The organism is Limnohabitans sp. WS1 (assembly GCF_003063265.1).
Lineage (GTDB): Bacteria > Pseudomonadota > Gammaproteobacteria > Burkholderiales > Burkholderiaceae_C > Limnohabitans_A.
Map to the genome: position 1 here is coordinate 166,307 of NZ_NERU01000002.1, position 17,158 is coordinate 183,464.

The window sequence follows — 17,158 nt, forward strand, 5'->3', positions numbered from 1 at the left end:
AGGGATCAAGATTCGTTGGGTGCTGCCGCTGTGGCCATCAGCGCTTTGCGCCGTTCGTGCAGGCTGCGCCAGCGTTGCTGGGCTTCGGGGTCCTGGCCGGTGCTGGCCTGTGTCAGGGCTTCGGTTTCGAGCTGCTTGAGGCGGTCAATCAGCATCATGTTGAGCAGGCGTCGCAGCTCTTGTCGGGCTTCTTTCGGGTCGGGTGGTGGGGCCTCTTCGCTGCCCGGTGTGACCCCCAGATGGTCTTGGGCTGTCCAACGCCGGGCATCGTCGGCAAAGGATTGGCCTTGCATTTCGGCTTGCAAGGCCGACCAGCCCAAAGCCCCTTGCTCATGAAACTGTGATTCGAGCCAGGCAAACAAGGGGCCATGCGGCGCAGGCTGTGCACAGAGCATGGCGTGGTCTTCTCCGGCCAAGGTTTCCCAGAGCGCCATATTGCCCAGCAGCAGGCGGGCGGCATGGTCGGCGCGGCTGGCCGGTGGGGTGCGGGGGCCGGTGTAAACGGGCGGCTGATCACGCTTGAAGCGGCTGTTGCCCTTGAAGCCGGGTGTCCAGTTGGGATTTTTGCGTGGCCAGTTGTTGCCGCCAGCCCCGGCATGACCGTAGCCACTTGGCCCCCCATAGCTGCCAGCGGGCGCTGGGTGATGCCCAGGGTCGCTGGGCCAGGCGGTTGGCTCGCCATAGTGAGGCTCAAACTGGGGGTAATCATCGCTGCTGGCCGTAGCTTGGCTAAAGGCCGCGTTGGCTTGTTGCAGCGAGGGCGTGGCACTGCGGGCGGCAGGGGAAAAGCGTTGGTCACTGGCCGCTTGTTGGCCCCAAAGTTTTTCCAGGCCTGCCGTTTCCAGCTGGATGAGTTGCGCCAGCTCAGACAGCAGTTGCTGTTTGAGCGCCCCGTCCGGCAGCAGCTGCCACAGCGGACGGGCCTGGCTGGACAGGCGTGCGCGGCCTTCAGCGGTTTGCAGATCGCAGTCGGCACTGGCCGCTTCGATCAAAAAGCGCGACAGGGGCATGGCTTGCTTGATCTGCTCGGCAAAGGCGTCTTGGCCAAACTCGCGCACATAGCTGTCGGGGTCGTGCTCGGCGGGCAAGAACAAAAACTTGATGCTGCGCACATCGGTGGCGTAGGGCAGGGCACCGTCGAGCGCCTTGCGGGCGGCGCGGCGGCCAGCGCTGTCGCCGTCAAAACTGAAGACGACCGAGTCGGTGAAGCGAAAGAGTTTTTGCACATGGTCGGGCGTGCAAGCCGTGCCCAGCGTGGCCACGGCGTTGGCAAAGCCGAGTTGCGCCAGTGCCACCACGTCCATGTAGCCTTCGGTCACCAGCACATAGCCTGCGCTGTGCAGGGCTTCGCGGGCTTCGTAAAGGCCATACAGTTCGCGGCCTTTGTGGAACACCGGGGTTTCGGGCGAGTTGAGGTATTTGGGAGTGCCGCTGCCGATCACCCGCCCACCAAAGCCGATGCATTCGCCCTTGATGTTGCGGATCGGGAACATGATTCGGTCGCGAAAACGGTCGTAACGCTTGTCGTCTTCTTCGTTCACGATCACCAGGCCCGATTCGGCCAAGAGCGGGTCGTCGTATTTGGGGAAGATGCTGGCCAGTGAGCGCCAGCCTTCGGGTGCGTAGCCCAGGCCAAAGCGCTTGGCAATCTGGCCGGACAGGCCCCGGCCCTTGAGGTAGTCGATGGCGTGTGGCGTGATTTTGAGCTGGTCGCGGTAAGCCTCGCCTGCTTTTTCCAGCACATCGCTCAGGCTGTCTTGTTTGGCTTTTTGGGCGGCCGCTTTGGCGCGGTCTTCGGGCGACTGCTGCTCTTCGGGCACCACCATGCCCGTTTGCTGGGCCAGGTCCTTCACCGCCTCGATGAAGGTCATGCCCGCGTGCTCCATCAAAAAGCCAATGGCGTTGCCGTTTTTGCCGCAGCCAAAGCAGTGGAAAAACTGCTTGGTGGGGCTGACGCTGAAGCTGGGTGATTTTTCGCCGTGAAAAGGGCACAAGCCCATGAAGTTGGCGCCGCCTTTCTTGAGCTGCACGTACTTGCCCACGATGTCGACCACGTCGACACGGGACAGCAACTCTTGAATGAAAGACTGGGGGATGGCCATAAGAGGGCTATTTTCGCCGATCTGAAGCCGCCATCCCGTCGGGCCGAAACACTTGTTTCGGGGCAAACCAGCATGGCTTTCAGCCCCGGGTCAGGCAAACTGTTGAACATTTGAACGTCAGCCGCAACAGGACCTTTTCATGACCGATACCCAAGTCAGCATCTTCGACCAGGATTTGCCCCAGACCTCCGCCAACCATGCCCCGATCTCGCCCTTGAGTTTCATTGAGCGCACGGCCGAGGTCTACCCGACCCGCTTGGCCATCGTGCACGGTGATTTACGGCAGGACTGGGCCACCACTTACCGCCGCACCCGCCAGCTGGCCAGTGCGCTGGCGCAGGCGGGCATTGGCAAGAACGACACGGTGGCCGTGATGCTGCCCAACACGCCGCCCATGGTGGAGGCGCACTTCGGCATTCCCATGGCCGGGGCCGTGCTCAACGCCCTCAACACCCGACTGGACCCGGAGACGGTGGCCTTCATGCTGGACCACGGCGAGGCCAAGGCGGTGATCGTGGACCCGGAGTTTGCGGGTGTGATGAAAAAAGCCCTGGCGTTGCGCCAGTCCACACGGCCTGTGCTGGTGATCGATGTGGAAGACGCGCTTTACACAGGCCCGACCGAAAAACTGGGCGCGGTCACTTATGAAGCCTTTGTGGCCCGCGGAGACGCTGACTTTGCGTGGAGCCTGCCCGCCAACGAGTGGGACGCGATTGCGTTGAACTACACCAGCGGCACCACCGGCAACCCCAAGGGGGTGGTCTACCACCACCGGGGCGCGGCCACCAATGCGATCTCGAACATTCTGGAATGGGACATGCCCAAGCACGCGGCGTATTTGTGGACGCTGCCCATGTTCCATTGCAATGGCTGGTGCTTCCCCTGGACGGTGGCGGCGCGTGCGGGCGTGAACGTGTGCCTGCGCAAGGTGGACGCGCAGGCCATGTTCGACGCCATGCGCGACCATGGCGTCACGCATTACTGCGGTGCGCCCATCGTGCACGGCCTGCTGGTGAATGCTCCGACTGCCATGAAGGCGGGCGTGCCTGCTGGCATCAAGGCCATGGTGGCGGGCGCAGCGCCCCCGGCTTCGATGATCGAAGGCATGGAGCAAATGGGTTTTGACTTGACCCATGTGTATGGCCTGACTGAGGTCTATGGCCCCGCTACCGTGTGCCCCAAGCACCCCGAATGGGACGCGCTGGACATTGGTGATCGGGCCCGGCTGAACGCCCGCCAGGGCGTGCGTTACCACCTGCAGCGCGATGTGCGCGTGCTGGACCCCGAAACCATGCAACCCGTGCCGCAAGACGGCGAGACCATGGGCGAGATCATGTTCAAGGGCAACATCACCATGAAGGGGTACTTGAAAAACCCCAAGGCCACGCAAGAGGCCTTTGCGGGTGGCTGGTTCCACAGCGGCGACTTGGCCGTGCAGTACCCAGACGGTTACTTCAAGATCAAGGACCGCAGCAAAGACATCATCATCTCGGGCGGCGAGAACATTTCATCGATCGAGGTGGAAGACGTGCTGTACCGCCACCCCGCGGTGCTGGCCGCCGCCGTGGTGGCCAAGCCCGATGCCCGCTGGGGCGAGACGCCTTGCGCGTTTGTGGAGCTGAAAGCCGACGCCCAGGTCACAGCCGAGCAGATCGTGGCGCATTGCAAGCAACACCTGGCGGGCTTCAAGGTGCCGCGGGCTGTGGTGTTTGGTGAACTGCCCAAGACCAGCACAGGCAAGATTCAGAAGTTTGAGTTGCGCAAGCAGGCGGGATCGGCAGCCGCGATTGACGTGTGAAGCGTTTTAGCCGGTTTTTGATCTGGGCCGCTTGAGCGCTGAGGAACGCAGCGAGCAGACCGTTCGCGCAAGGAGCGAAGCCTTGAGATGAAGGCGTCCAAAAATGCAAAGGCCACCGCGAGGTGGCCTTTGTGGTGAGGGCGATTCTTGGGGCCAGGCCCCCAAAGCCGCCATGGCGTGCATCACTGCATCTTGCTTTTCTTTTTCGCTTTCTTGTTCTTTTTGCTGTTTTTGCCCGATTTTTTGGCCGCCTTTTTCTTGGCTGGCGCTTGTGCTTTGGGGGCAGCGGCTTGGACTGGCGCGGGTGTTTGTGCGGCTGCAGGTGTGGCCGTCACTGCGGGCGTGGCGATCACTGCGGGTGTCGGGGCCGATGTCACCGGCATGGCCGGGGCTGTGGCTGGAGCGGCTGTTTGTGCCATGGCCGTGACAGCCAAAAGAATGCCCGAAAGAAAAGTGATGGTTTTGATCATGTGAAGCCTCCAAAATGTCCAATAACAATACCTTTGTATTATCGATGTCTCTTGGCTATTTTTGGAGATCCATTCGATCATTTAAGCAATATCAAACGCATGGGTGCCAAACCGCCCCGCTTTGCGGTCCGCAAAGTAGTGTTCTAGCGTTTCCTTGACGGTGCGGAAAGCCAATTCGTCCCAAGGAATTTCGTCTTCTTTGAACAGTCGGGCTTCCATGGTTTCGTGACCGGGGTCGAACACGTCGCTGGTCAAGCGGGCACGGTAATACAAGTGCACCTGACCCACACGCGCAACGCTCATCACCGTGAACAGATCTTCCATGATGAATTGCGCCCCGGCTTCTTCGGTGGTCTCGCGGGCCGCGCCTTGTGATGTGGATTCACCCAGTTCCATGAAGCCTGCAGGCAAGGTCCACTTGCCTTTGCGTGGTTCGATGTTGCGCTTGCACAACAGCACCTGGTCGCCCCAATGGGGCACTGTGCCCACCACGTTCAGGGGGTTTTCGTAGTGCACTGTGTGGCAAACAGTGCAAATGGCACGCTCTTTGGTGTCGCCGTCATCGGGCAGGCGGCGTGCAACCAGAGCGCCACATTGGCGGCAATGTCGGATGGTGCGGTCAAACATCATGAGGGGGTTTGGTGTGGGGGCTGAAAGAACAAGTTGGATAGAGTCTAACCAGTCCATCAATGAAAAAGCCCCCAAGGCGATAGGCCTGAGGGGCTTCGTTGTTTTTGGGGGTCATCAAGTCAGGTACTTGATCAGGAACAGTGAGATGCCGGGGAAGAACAGCAGCAGAAGGGTGCGGACGGTGTCGCTGATCAGGAAGGGCATGATGCCTTTGTAGCTTTCGCTCAGCGGCACGTCTTTGGCCATGCCGTTGACCACATAAACGTTCAGGCCTACAGGCGGAGCCAACATGCCAAAGCCCACCGTCATCAGCACCATGATGCCAAACCAGATGGCGGTGTACTCGGGTGTCATGCCGAAGTCGAGCTTCATGATGATGGGGAAGAAGATCGGGATGGTCAAAAGCAACATGGACAGCTCGTCCATCACCGCGCCCAGCACCACATAGAGCAGCAAGATGCCCGCCACCACCATCAGCGGGGCAAAGTTCATGGCCACCACCATTTCGGCCAATTGCGCGGGCACTTGGGTGCGCGCCAAAGCCGCGTTCATCACATCGGCACCCATGAAGATCAAGAAGATCATGCCCGAGCTGATCGCCGTAGAGTGGAAGCACTGGATGAACTTTTTCCAGGTCAATTCTTGCTTGAGCAAAGCCGCCAAGAATGTGGAGGCTGCGCCTACGGCAGCACCCTCGGTGGGCGTGAAAAAGCCTGCGTAGATGCCGCCAAAGACGATCACAAAAATGGTGGCAATTGGCAAGATGCCTTTGAGCGACTCCAAAGTCAGTCGTTCGCGTTCTTCCTGATCGGGGGCTTGACCTGGAACCAAGCGAACATAGATGGCGATGGCGATCATGTAACCGACCATGGCGATGATGCCCGGCATCATTGCGGCGGCAAACAGCTTGGCGATGTTTTGTTCGGTCAAGATGGCGTAGATGACCAGGGGGACCGATGGCGGAATCAAGATGCCCAAGGTGCCACCTGCAGCCAATGTGCCTGTGGCCAATCGGCCAGAATAGCCATGGCGCTTCATTTCAGGCAATGCCACGCCCGTGATGGTGGCTGCGGTGGCCACCGATGACCCACAGATGGCTCCGAATGCGCCACATGCCAACACCGCGCCCATGGCCAAACCACCTTTGAAACGTCCCATGACCGCCGCTGCGAACTGAAACAGCGCTTTGCTGATGCCGCCTTGCGTCGCAAAGTGGCCCATCAAGATGAACAGGGGAATCACCGACAGGTCGTAGTTGGCCAATCGGGCGAATGCCAAATTGTTCAAGAAATTCAAAAAAGGCTGGACGCCGGCTTGCAAGATGAAACCCGAAGTGCCTGCCAGGAACATCGCACCTGCGATGGGCACGCGCACCACCATGAGCAGCAGCATGATGCCGAAAATCATCAAGGCCAATTGAATGGGGGTCATGCTGTGGCCTCCTCGTGATGTTGAAGTTGGGAGAGCGCTTGCATGAGTGCGATCAGGGCCGTGATGCCAAATGGAATGCACATGCTGGTGAAGACAATCCAGTCAGGAAAGCCCAGCAGCATGGAAGCCCCCATGGTTTCTTTGGCATTGATCGCACCCAGGGCACATCGCCATGACAACAGACCAAAAATAACCGCCATCAAGACATCGCCCATGCGGTCCAGCCCGTGATTGAAGCCTTCGCTGCATTTGGCTGTGAAAAAGTCCACGATGATGTTTTCACGTTTGAGTTGGCACAGGGGCATGAAAAGCGCAATGGCAGCACCTGCGCCCACGCCGGTCAACTCGAAGTCACCAATCAGGGCAGAGTCGAAAAAATTGCGGCTGATCAGGCTGTAGCAGGTCATGAGCATCAAGCCGGTCATGACCAGTCCGCCCAGGATGCTACAGAGTCGGGCGGTCCGCTCTAGTAAGTTTGAAAACATGGTGAAGGGTCCGCGCTGCGGAAATCAGGGATTGTCGACAGTCGCCAGGGCGACTAAAAGGCTCAGTGAAAACAACAATTCAGTCAAAAAACAAGAGCAGGGTAGGCCCTGCTCTTGTGTACAACGGCAAAGCCGATTACTTGGTGTATTGCTTGATCAAGTCGGTGGCGGACTGCAGCATGCCTTTGCCATCCATGCCTTTGCCAGTCATCTCGGCCACCCAAGCGTCGTCCAGAGAGTCAGTGGCTTTCTTCCATTTTTCCAGTTCAGTTTTGGGGATGATGCTGATTTTCTGGTTGGCCGAAGCTTCAAAGACTTTCTTGCCAACAGCATCGTGACCCGCTTGGGTTTTGCCCAAGAAAGCAGAGAACTCGCGGCCAGAGTTTTTGTCGATCACAGCCTTCAGGTCGGCAGGCAGCGAGTCGTATTTGGCTTTGTTCATGGGCACCACAAACACTGTGGTGTACAGGGCGTTGTAGCTGCGGTCGGTTTCAGCTGTGAAGTTGGTCAATTCGTTGACCTTCAGGCCGGGCGCAACTTCGTAAGGGATCACGGCACCGTCAATCACACCTTTGGACAAGGCTTCGGGCACTTGAGGCACCGGCATGGCCACAGGCGTGGCACCCATCACCGCGACCATCTTGTTGACTTGGCGGGTGGGCGCACGCACTTTCAGACCCTTGAGGTCGGCCATGGTGGTCACGGCTTTGTTCTTGGTGTAGATGTTGCCTGGACCGTGGACGTGGACGGCCAGCATCTTCACGTCTTTGAAGTCATCCTGGGCATACTTTTGGGCATAGTCCCAAGCGGCGCGGCTGGTGGCCTCTGCGTTGGTCATCATGAATGGCAATTCAAACACTTCAAGTTTGGCCAATTTGGGTGTGAAAGCCTGCAAAGTCCATGCCACGTCGACCACACCATCACGGGCTTGTTCGTACAACTGCACGGGTGTGCCACCCAGTTGCATGGCCGGGAAAATTTCGCATTTCAGACGGTCTTTGGAATCGCGAGCAATGTTTTTGCACCAATCACCCAGCATGCTGGTGTGCTGTATGGTTTGTGGGCCCAAAAAGTGGTGCACCTTCAGGGTGATGGTCTGGGCGTGAACGCCAAAGCCGATGGCCATCAGGCCTACAGCCAGCGCAGTTTTTGGCAATCTATTTTTCATTAAAGTCTCCGGCAAGTTGGTTGGAAAATGGATGATAAACCATTAACCAACCAAGCGGTCGGTTAATGAAGCATTGTTTTTGGGTGATGATCACACTTTAGTGCATGCAATTGGCCCAATCGATTTTTCGATATGAATTATCTTGCAAGTGCTGTGCCCGTGTTTAAGGGTAAGTACTGACTTTTAGGTTTTTAGTTTTGTCATTTAGGAAATGGCAATCTCAAGGCTGCCCAGTCCCGCCACTTGGCCGACCAATACATCACCTGCCACCACGGCTGCAACGCCTTCGGGGGTGCCGGTGTAAATCAGATCGCCGGGCTGCAGTTCCCAAGCGGCAGACAGGTGTTCAATGGTTTCGGCCACGTTCCAAATCAGTTTGGCCACATTGCTGCGCTGGCGATCGGACCCGTTGACCTGCAGGCTGATCTCGGCGTTGTTGACATCACCGGCCTGGGCGATGGTGGTAATGGGGCCAATGGGGGCCGAGTGGTCAAAGGCCTTGCCGATGCACCAAGGTCGGCCCTGCTTTTTCATGTCGTTTTGCAAGTCGCGGCGCGTCATGTCCAGGCCCACGGCATAACCGTAAATGTGCTGAGCTGCATCGGCGGCTGAAATGTTGCGCCCGCCTTTGCCAATGGCCACCACCAGCTCGATTTCGTGGTGCAGGTTTTGGGTGAGGCTGGGGTAGGGCATTACACCCGTTTGCCCGGATTCCACCACGACCAAGCTGTCGGCAGGTTTGAGAAAGAAGAACGGTGGCTCACGCCCGGTGAAACCCATCTCTTTGGCGTGCTCTTCATAATTGCGGCCCACACAGTAAATGCGGTGCACTGGAAAACGTTCAACTTGCCCGAGCACAGGCACCGAGACCACAGGCATGGGTGAAAATACAAAACTCATGGGTCGCTTTCTTGAAAAATGAAAATCAGATGTTAATCGGAACGTCTGAAAATGGCACCCTTTCCACGCCCGTGGAACATCCGCAACACGACACCCACATGATTCAAAGCATTGACCTGCAGACCACGCCGGGACACTTGATCCGGCGAGCTCAGCAAATTGCAGTGGCCATATTTGCCGAGCAATTGGCCAGCGCCGACATCACACCTGTGCAATTTGCCATTTTGAATGCCCTGCTCGACAGCCCGGGCATTGACCAAGTGAGCTTGGCCAAGCGGGTGGCGTTTGATCCCGCCACTTCGGGTTCTGTGATCGGTCGTCTGGAAGCCAAGGGTTGGGTGGTGCGTGAGGCCGATCGGTCTGACCGCAGGCGCAAGCTGCTGGTGGTCACGCCGCTGGGGGTGCAGGCTATGGCCAATATCCAAAGTGATGTGGCCCGGGTGCAAGAGAAAATTCTGGCCCCCTTGACCACGCAGGAGCAAAGCCAGTTTGTGCATTTGCTCTCGCGTCTGGTGCAAGGCCATCAGGCGGCCTGAGGGTCAGTTCAAGCCGAGGCGAAGGTCAGCTCGAAGTGCTCCACATGCGGAGGCGCTGCAAAGAAGGGCCCAACGATGGCACGCCATTCAGTGAATAGCGGCGATTCACGAAAACCAACCGTGTGGTCTTCCAGGGTGTCCCAAAAAATTTGCAGCACAAAACGCTCTGGGCTTTCAATGCCACGGTTGACCTTGGCCCCTCTGAAACCCTTGGCCCGTGAGGCCACGGTGTTCAGGCCCAGTTCAATGGCTTTTTCAAATGCGGCTTGTTGGCCGGGGTGAATGCGGATGTCGGCGAGTTCGAGGATCATGGTGACTTGCAGGTTCAAAAAAACATGACCATACCCCAATGTGGTACCGACAAGCGTCACTTGTGAGGCAGTGATGCGTTCCGTGTCAACGAGGCGATTCAATCGTTTGGGGCAGCTTCAGGCACGTTCAAACAGGGGCTGAGACACTGGGCCAGTGAGGCGCAAGCGTCAACCGTGAATTGTCCGGATTGCATGCGCGAGACCACTTCGCAGGGGCTCAAGAGCAAAAATTCCTGCACTTCGCCGTCGGCATTTGTGGGAATCTCTTGATCAGACAAGTGCAGGGCGTAAACCAACAGTTGTTCGTCGTGCCAGCCTTGGGGCTCAAGTCGTTGGGTGCGAATGGCCCCACAAGAGCGCAAGCGGCTTGGGTCTGGCAAATACAAGCTGGCCTCTTCTGCCAACTCGCGCAGTGCGGTGGTCAAAGGACTTTCTCCGGCCGTTAAACCCCCTGCAGCGATGTTGTCCAACAAGCCTGGGTCGGTGGCTTTGCTGGCCGATCGGCGGCCACACCACAGATCACCTTGGGGCAAAAAACCGTGCATGTGAACGGCATGGCTCATCATGCCCAGATGCCTGAAGCCAGCTCGCTCAACACACAGAAACGGTGGCACGCTCAATGCAGGTGGCCAGGCGGGGGTGTCTGGCCACCAAGCAAAAAATTCATCACGCCAGCCCGTCAATTTGCCGCAATCGGCTTGATGGCGCAAAAAATTTTGCAAGGCTTGGCTGCGCTGCAAGGGCTGATCCATTGAGGTTTGCCAGTGCAGCTGCCCACGGACCATGGTGCAACCGGGCAGCATGGCCACCATGTCCTGGGCGCGTTCAAACAAAACCCAACCCAGATTCACGCCGTCACATGACCACCTGACACCCTCAGGGGGCGGTGGCTGTTGGGCCTGCAATTGGCCTGCAAGCCAGGTTTGCTGCGGACCGCTCAAACGGGCCCAAAAGGCTTGCTCAGGACGGGTGACGCTGGACATGCCAATTCAAGGGCTTTCGCCCAGTGCCATGCGTTGCTCAATGCGGGCAATCGCCAAGGGCAAATCGGCTACGCTGTCGATCACTTCATGTGCTCCGGCCGCTTGCAGCACGGCACTGGCCTGTGCCCTGGCATGGGCTTGGTCAGTGTGACTGGCCAGTTCCCAGTGCTCATGCGTCCAGCCCAGTGCGTTGCCACTGATGGCCACACCCACCGTCCAGCTGCCAGCGGCCAAACCTTCGGCCAGACCGGGCGCAGTGTCATCGACCTTGATGACGTGGGCGGCTTGCCCTTGTAAACCCATGGCCTGCAAACATGCTTGCATGCCCATGGGGTCAGGTCGGCTGCGGGCCACATCGTCGCAGCAAACCACCAAGGCGGGTGCGAACCCCTGGGCTCGGGCGATCTCAATCAAAGGGGTCATGATTTTTCGGGTGTAACCCGTGGTCGTGGCAAAAGCCAAGCCTTGGGCTGTCAGCGCATGATAAGCCGACAAGAACCCCGGGATGAAACTGCTTCGGTCCAGGGCAGCCTTGGCACTCATGGGTTCAAACTCGTTGAGCAGTTGCTGTGCATCTTCTTGGCCAAAAGACCTGCCGTGCAAGGCTTGCCATTGGGCTGCGATGGCTGGCATGCGCCCCAAGGCGGCGATGTGCTCAATTTTGGGCAAGCCCATGGGCACACGGGCCTCGGCGATGGTGATTTCCATGTGGTGACGAGCAAACAACTCGACAAAAGCGCCCATGGGGGCCAGGCTGCCAAAGTCGACGATGGTGCCTGCCCAGTCCAGCACGAGGCCTTGGATTTTGTGATCTTGGGCAGGGTTCATGACGTGCTCCAGTTTTGAATGATTTCTTCAGCCAAGCCAAAAGAGGTGCTCATGCCGGTGCCGCTGGTCACGCTGACGAGTTGTACACCGGGCAAAACCTCACGCACCAGGCTGTCTTGCGAGGCACTGGGATAAATGCCCGTCCAGCGTTCGGTCACTTGGTAGTGGCCCAAGCACAGCAGGCGTTGCATTTCATGAAGGATCAGGTCCTCCACTTCGCGTGAGGCAAAAGGGCGCATGGCTTGACCGTAGTGGTGTGAGTCGCCCACCACCAGCGAGCCGTCGTGGCTTTGCACGACGATCAGGTGTATGCCGTGGGCCAGCTCTTGGCTTGCCTCGATGCGCAGCTGATCAAGCAGCAATTGAGATCCGGGCAACTCGCAGTAACCCCGGTAACGGACCAAGCTCAAATCACTCATGACGCAGGCACCGAGTTTGTAACCATCTGGCGGCTGAACCCGCAGCATTTGCAGCTGGCACAGCTGGGTGTTGTTTTGGCTGAAGGCCTCGGGAAACAGGCTTCGCATGTCAGGGCCGGGGCAAACCATGATGCGCTCGGCCTGCAACCATTGGCCGTTGGTGAAGACAGCACCAGAGATGACCTCTTGCACATGCTGACCCATCTGAAACACCACCCCTTGTGTGGCCAGCCACAAACGCAGTTTTTCAATGGCGCTGCGTGCTTCGATGCGCAGCTCGTGAGGGCTGTACAGGGCCCCCTGCAAATGGTTCATGACAAACTGGGGGGCCTGGTCTTGCAGGGCTTGACCTTCGAGCCATTGCAGGTCCTGGCCTTCGGCTTGTTTACACAATTCCTGCAAGACCACTTTGGCTTGTGGACGTTGGGCCAGCACATACAAGCCCTGGTGTTCAATGGCAATGCCCGCTTGTGGGGCCACAGAGGCCCACACATCGCGTGAGCGCCGTGCGCGTCGCCAGGTGTCGCCTCGGCCTTGACCGGTCACGGTGACAAAGCCAAAGTTGCGAATCGAAGCCCCTACACAAAAAGGGTCGCGGTCGATGACGCGCACGCTTTTGCCTTGTTGCAAAGCCGCCCAAGCACAAGCCAGACCCACGATGCCGCTGCCCACAATGATCACGTCGCTGTTCATGCTGTACTTCCTACAAAATTGCGGCCTCGTGATGAGCCAAGAGCCTGATGGAGTTGCTCAAGACCGGCCGGGGTGCTGCGCAGATCGCGTGGCACGATGCCCAGGCTTTGCAGCCAGGCAGACAATGTTTCTGATGCCTGATTGGCTGGGCCATCAAAGATGGTTGCCAGGTCACCCTGCACTTGGGGACTGATGGCGGCTGCCATGTCCAGAACCATGGGCAGCCATACTGCACAAGCGTGTCCATGGGGCAGGTTTTCATTCAATGTCAAGTCATAGGACAAGGCGTGGGCCAAGGCCGTTTGGGTTTGCGACATGGCCAAAGCAGCCAACAAAGAGGCTTGGCTCATCTGTTCACGCAAATCTGTGTTGAGTGGGTTCTTCAGCAGCGCAGGCAGAGTTTGCAAAACCATTCGCGCCGAACGCACGGCCAAGGGGCGTGTGATCGCATTGGCGTGGTGGTTCCAGATCGATTCGAGCGCGTGCGCCAGGGTGTCCAAGGCGGTGTCCCGGGTCAGGCCTTCGGGGCAAGACAAGGTCAGATTCGGGTCAATCCAGGCTTGGTCGGCAAAGCCCTGGCTGCTGGCCCATGAGCGTTTGACCGCAGGTTGTGCATCGAGGTCCCACAGCGTGGCCCAAGGCGTGACCTCGCTGCCCGTGCCGGATGTGGTCGGCGCGCACCACAGGGCGTGTCTGCGGTGATCGGCAGGCAGCTTGTTGGACCGCCAAACCGCTGGAGCCAAGCTCAGGTCTTGCAGTTCAAAGCGGGCCAACTTGGCCAGGTCCAGGGTGGTGCCGCCACCGACGGCCAGCAAGGCGGCCTTCGGGTGGGCCGACCACAAAGGCCAAAGCTGCTGGCACAGTTCAAGTGCTGCCGTGATGCTGCTTTGGGCCGAACGCTGCCAGATCCAACCCAGACACAGTTCACCCCAGTGCCTTTTTAAATCGGCCTCCATGGCCAAAGGAATGGCGTGTGGATCGGCCAGTACAAAAAACGGTTGATCGGGTCGGTGAGTGCGCAAAAGGTCCGGGCCCCATTCGAGCTGAACCGGGTTGAACCACGTCAAATGAATCGCTGTCGAAGCCATGATGACCCCATGTCAATGAGAGAGACGGTGACAATCAGCATCAGCAAGACGGCGCAAGTCTGGGCGTACTCAAAGCTGCGGATCACCTCAAACAAAATGACGCCAATGCCACCTGCGCCAACCATGCCCACCACCGAAGCGGAGCGTACATTCGACTCAAAGCGGTACAGCGAATACGACAGCCACAGCGGCATCACCTGGGGAATCACACCGTAGGCAATTTCAGCGAGTTTGTGAGCCCCTGTGGCGCGAATACCTTCCACCGGACGCGGGTCAATGGCTTCGACCGCCTCAGAAAACAACTTGGACAAAGTCCCCGTGGTGTGCACAAACAAAGCCAACACCCCGGCAAAAGGCCCCAAACCCACAGCCACGATGAACAGCATGGCAAACACCATTTCATTGGTGGCCCGGCACGCATCCATCAAGCGGCGAACCGGCTGGTAAACCCAGGCCGGGGCCACATTGGACGCAGACAACAAGCCCATGGGCACGGCCGCCACAATGGCCAGCACGGTGCCCCACAGGGCAATGTGCAGTGTGATCACCATCTCGCGCAGGTACATCTGCCAGTCTTTGAAATCGGGCGGGAAAAAATCTGCGGCAAAGGTGCGCATATTCGCCGCATCCCGGATCAAGGCCAGGGGGCGTATTTCAGCCCCCTGCCATGCCCAGGCCAGAATGCCCGCTGCCACCAGCCAAACCAAGTAGCTCAGGCCCTGGCTCTTTTTTTGCGAGGCCAGTTGTTGTAGTTTTGCCAGGTCTGCGCTGGCCATGGCGTTGGGCAGTGTGGACATGTTTACTTCTTCAAAGCAGCCAGTTGCTTGTCAATCTCGGCCAATTGTTTGGCTTTGTCGGCAGCGGCCAATTTGTCATCGCCCTCGACCTTGCGACGGTCTTTGAACAACTCGAGTTGACGGATCGGGATCAGTTGGTCGTTGGTCGATTCGCGGAAACCGCCGTAGTTGTAGATGTTCTTGAGCACAGCTTTTTCAGCCGGGTCGTTTTTGGCGTAATTCAACACAAAATTCTTGATTTTGGTTTTGACGGCGGGGTCCATGTCCTTGCGCCACACAAAGGGGTCGCTCGGGATCAAGGGGCTTTTCCAGATCACGCGCAACTGGCTGAACAAATCTGGCTTGGCACTTTCGAGCTTGCCCATGTCTTCGGTGTTGTTGGTGGCCACATCCACTTGTTTGGCCAAGGTGGCCTGGATGTTGGCACCGTGGCTGGCGTTGCGCACGGTCTTGAAGGTGTTGCGTGCTTCGATGTTGCGCTGGGCAAAGATGTAATACGAGGGCACCAAAAAGCCCGAGGTTGAATTGGGGTCGCCAATGCCGAAGTTGATGTTCTTGCCGTTGGCGATCACATCGTCCAGCGTTTTATAAGGGCTGTCCTTGTGGGTGATCAACAAGGCGTGGTAACCGAAGCTGCCATCGGCGTACATGAGCTGGGCAAAAACTTCGCCGTTGGCGCGGTCGACCGCTTCCATGGCGGCTTTGTTGCCGTACCAGGCCACCTGGATTTTGTTGAAGCGCATGGCTTCGATCACGCCAGCATAGTCAGGGGCATAGAACGACTGGATTTTCAGGCCGGTCTTTTTCTCCATGTCACGGAAGAAGGGCTCCCAGCGCTCGCGTTGGGCCGATGCCGAATCGGTGGCGATGATGCCAAAGCTGATGTCTTGTGCGAAAGCGCTGATGGCGCTCAGAGAAATCAGGCCAGTGGCCAGGATGTGTGCAGGTTTCATGGTGAGGTCCTCAGGTTGAAAAAATCAATGCGCCAAAAGTTGAAGCGTCGGGTTAAAGAGGGGGTCTGATGTTTCGGGCGTGTGGTCCATGAACAACTCGTCGGAATGCGTGCCGTACAGATCGCGCAAGCGTTGGTTGTCCAGGCCCATGGGGGGGCCGTCATAAACCAGGCAACCCTCGCGCAGCGCAATGATCCGGTCGCAGTACTGACGAGCCAAATTCACGTTGTGCAAGCTGATGACCAGGGTCATGCCTTGCTCGCGCTGCAATTGACGCAGCAAGTCCATCACACGGCGTGTGGATTCCGGGTCCAATGAGGCCACGGGTTCATCGGCCAGCAAAATGCGGGCACCTTGAACCAAGGCCCGTGCAATGGCGGCCCGTTGCTGCTGCCCCCCTGAAAGGGTGGATGCACGTTGCATGGCTTGGTCAGCCAAGCCCACCGCGTGCAAAGCCTGCAAGGCCTTGAATCGTTCTTCTGTGCTGAATTGACCCAACAGGCATCTGTACAAGGGCATGTGGGGCAGCAAACCGGTCATCACGTTGGTCAACAAATCCATGCGTCCGACCAGATTGAATTGCTGGAAAATAATGCCCAGCTGTGTTCGCAATTGACGCACATCAGGACTGAGCTTTCCTGACTTTTGAAGACTCTTCCCCCAAAGTTGAACTTCGCTGTCCAAGCCATCGAGTCGCTCAAGGCCGCACAAACTGCGCAGCAAAGTGGATTTGCCTGAACCCGACGCACCCAGCAGGCCCACGCATTGACCTGGGTCGATGGTCAAATGGATGGCGTTGAGTGCCTTGCGCTGGGAATTGAAGGATTTGCTGGCGTTGATGACGCGAATGGCGGCAGGTTCTTGATGCATCCTGTCATCTTGATGGTTCTGCGTGACGAACTGGTGAAGAAAATATGACGCTTGCATGTCAGTGTGTGACTGTCATCGCCTTGACATCCAAACCACGCATATTTCAAAGGATGAACGCCTGTACTGAATCCATCCTTGCACTTTATTGGAATGGCGGTGATCGCCAATACTCGGGCGAACCCGTCACACAATGGGCCCATGCGTGGCAATGCGCCCAGCTGGCCGCAAAGGCTGGGGCTTCACCGGCCTTGCAGCTGGCCAGTTTTTTGCATGACGTTGGACATCTTGGGGTCAGCAGTGAAGGCACACCGACCTTGCGAGGGGAGGATGACTTTCATGAAAATGCGGGTGCTGCTTTGCTTGAGCCCATTTTTGGCAGGGCGGTATCGGAGCCTGTGCGCTTGCATGTGCGTGCCAAACGCTATTGGGTGACCACCAGTACGACCTATGCCCAAAAGCTGTCGCCTGATTCAGTGAGAAGTCTCCATTTGCAAGGAGGACTCATGTCTGCACAAGAGCGTGAAGCATTTGAAGCCGAGCCCTTTTTTAAAGATGCTTTGACTTTGCGGGTTTGGGACGACATGGGCAAAAAAGAAAACGAGCTGGGGGTGAGCCAACACGAGGCCAGCCGCCTGTTGGTGCAATTAATGGACCGTGTGCTGTCGCATGGCGTCACGAAAATTTAACGACATTTAC

General features: G+C 57.9%; 18 protein-coding genes. 3 read left to right on the forward strand and 15 right to left on the reverse strand.

Annotation, left to right across the window (positions count from 1 at the left end):
* Positions 1-5 precede the first annotated feature (5 nt).
* The gene (gene dnaG / locus B9Z48_RS04525; protein WP_108377308.1) at positions 6-2,102 is read right to left on the reverse strand and encodes a DNA primase; all 2,097 of its coding nucleotides are present in this window, start codon (positions 2,100-2,102) and stop codon (positions 6-8) included.
* A gap of 139 nt (positions 2,103-2,241) precedes the next feature.
* Between dnaG and B9Z48_RS04530 the strand changes: the two genes are divergently transcribed.
* Entirely contained in the window at positions 2,242-3,900 is a 1,659-nt protein-coding gene (locus B9Z48_RS04530) for an acyl-CoA synthetase (RefSeq protein ID WP_089954279.1), read from the forward strand.
* A 182-nt stretch (positions 3,901-4,082) separates the two neighbouring features.
* Here B9Z48_RS04530 and B9Z48_RS04535 read toward each other — a convergent pair whose 3' ends face one another.
* The 6 genes from B9Z48_RS04535 to B9Z48_RS04560 all read right to left on the reverse strand — a co-directional run bounded on the left by B9Z48_RS04535 (position 4,083) and on the right by B9Z48_RS04560 (position 8,984).
* Positions 4,083-4,370, reverse strand: coding sequence for a hypothetical protein (locus B9Z48_RS04535; protein ID WP_108377309.1), 288 nt, complete (start codon positions 4,368-4,370; stop codon positions 4,083-4,085).
* A gap of 81 nt (positions 4,371-4,451) precedes the next feature.
* A complete protein-coding gene (locus tag B9Z48_RS04540; RefSeq protein WP_108377310.1) occupies positions 4,452-5,000 on the reverse strand; it encodes an NUDIX hydrolase in 549 nt (182 codons plus the stop codon).
* A 114-nt stretch (positions 5,001-5,114) separates the two neighbouring features.
* Positions 5,115-6,431 (reverse strand): TRAP transporter large permease, encoded by a 1,317-nt coding sequence (locus B9Z48_RS04545; RefSeq protein ID WP_108377311.1) that lies wholly within the window; start codon positions 6,429-6,431, stop codon positions 5,115-5,117.
* A complete protein-coding gene (locus B9Z48_RS04550; RefSeq protein WP_108377312.1) occupies positions 6,428-6,916 on the reverse strand; it encodes a TRAP transporter small permease in 489 nt (162 codons plus the stop codon). The genes B9Z48_RS04545 and B9Z48_RS04550 overlap by 4 nt, the downstream gene beginning before the upstream one ends.
* A 136-nt stretch (positions 6,917-7,052) precedes the next feature.
* Positions 7,053-8,084: a TRAP transporter substrate-binding protein gene (locus B9Z48_RS04555; protein WP_108377313.1), complete on the reverse strand. Its 1,032-nt coding sequence runs from the start codon at positions 8,082-8,084 to the stop codon at positions 7,053-7,055.
* Between the two features lie 204 nt (positions 8,085-8,288).
* Positions 8,289-8,984, reverse strand: coding sequence for a fumarylacetoacetate hydrolase family protein (locus B9Z48_RS04560; protein ID WP_089954252.1), 696 nt, complete (start codon positions 8,982-8,984; stop codon positions 8,289-8,291).
* A 98-nt stretch (positions 8,985-9,082) separates the two neighbouring features.
* Between B9Z48_RS04560 and B9Z48_RS04565 the strand changes: the two genes are divergently transcribed.
* Positions 9,083-9,520, forward strand: coding sequence for a MarR family winged helix-turn-helix transcriptional regulator (locus B9Z48_RS04565; RefSeq protein ID WP_089955270.1), 438 nt, complete (start codon positions 9,083-9,085; stop codon positions 9,518-9,520).
* An 8-nt stretch (positions 9,521-9,528) separates the two neighbouring features.
* On the opposite strand, the gene B9Z48_RS04570 is transcribed toward B9Z48_RS04565, so the two are convergent.
* The 8 genes from B9Z48_RS04570 to phnC all read right to left on the reverse strand — a co-directional run bounded on the left by B9Z48_RS04570 (position 9,529) and on the right by phnC (position 16,462).
* Positions 9,529-9,831, reverse strand: a complete 303-nt coding sequence (locus B9Z48_RS04570) for an antibiotic biosynthesis monooxygenase (protein ID WP_108377434.1) — start codon at positions 9,829-9,831, stop codon at positions 9,529-9,531.
* 98 nt (positions 9,832-9,929) lie between these two features.
* The gene (locus B9Z48_RS04575; RefSeq protein ID WP_089954248.1) at positions 9,930-10,814 is read right to left on the reverse strand and encodes an NUDIX domain-containing protein; all 885 of its coding nucleotides are present in this window, start codon (positions 10,812-10,814) and stop codon (positions 9,930-9,932) included.
* A gap of 6 nt (positions 10,815-10,820) precedes the next feature.
* On the reverse strand, positions 10,821-11,642 hold the full coding sequence (gene phnX, locus B9Z48_RS04580) for a phosphonoacetaldehyde hydrolase (protein ID WP_089954244.1): 822 nt from the start codon (positions 11,640-11,642) through the stop codon (positions 10,821-10,823).
* Positions 11,639-12,754 (reverse strand): TIGR03364 family FAD-dependent oxidoreductase, encoded by a 1,116-nt coding sequence (locus B9Z48_RS04585; protein ID WP_108377314.1) that lies wholly within the window; start codon positions 12,752-12,754, stop codon positions 11,639-11,641. The genes phnX and B9Z48_RS04585 overlap by 4 nt, the downstream gene beginning before the upstream one ends.
* On the reverse strand, positions 12,751-13,842 hold the full coding sequence (locus B9Z48_RS04590) for an iron-containing alcohol dehydrogenase (RefSeq protein WP_108377315.1): 1,092 nt from the start codon (positions 13,840-13,842) through the stop codon (positions 12,751-12,753). The genes B9Z48_RS04585 and B9Z48_RS04590 overlap by 4 nt, the downstream gene beginning before the upstream one ends.
* Complete coding sequence (gene phnE / locus B9Z48_RS04595; RefSeq protein WP_108377316.1) at positions 13,818-14,639, reverse strand: phosphonate ABC transporter, permease protein PhnE; 822 nt, start codon at positions 14,637-14,639, stop codon at positions 13,818-13,820. The genes B9Z48_RS04590 and phnE overlap by 25 nt, the downstream gene beginning before the upstream one ends.
* Before the next feature lie 2 nt (positions 14,640-14,641).
* Positions 14,642-15,592 (reverse strand): phosphonate ABC transporter substrate-binding protein, encoded by a 951-nt coding sequence (phnD, locus tag B9Z48_RS04600; protein WP_108377317.1) that lies wholly within the window; start codon positions 15,590-15,592, stop codon positions 14,642-14,644.
* Positions 15,593-15,616: 24 nt separating this feature from the next.
* Positions 15,617-16,462: a phosphonate ABC transporter ATP-binding protein gene (phnC, locus tag B9Z48_RS04605; protein WP_089954225.1), complete on the reverse strand. Its 846-nt coding sequence runs from the start codon at positions 16,460-16,462 to the stop codon at positions 15,617-15,619.
* Between the two features lie 110 nt (positions 16,463-16,572).
* Between phnC and B9Z48_RS04610 the strand changes: the two genes are divergently transcribed.
* Complete coding sequence (locus B9Z48_RS04610; RefSeq protein ID WP_089954218.1) at positions 16,573-17,148, forward strand: HD domain-containing protein; 576 nt, start codon at positions 16,573-16,575, stop codon at positions 17,146-17,148.
* Positions 17,149-17,158 lie beyond the last annotated feature (10 nt).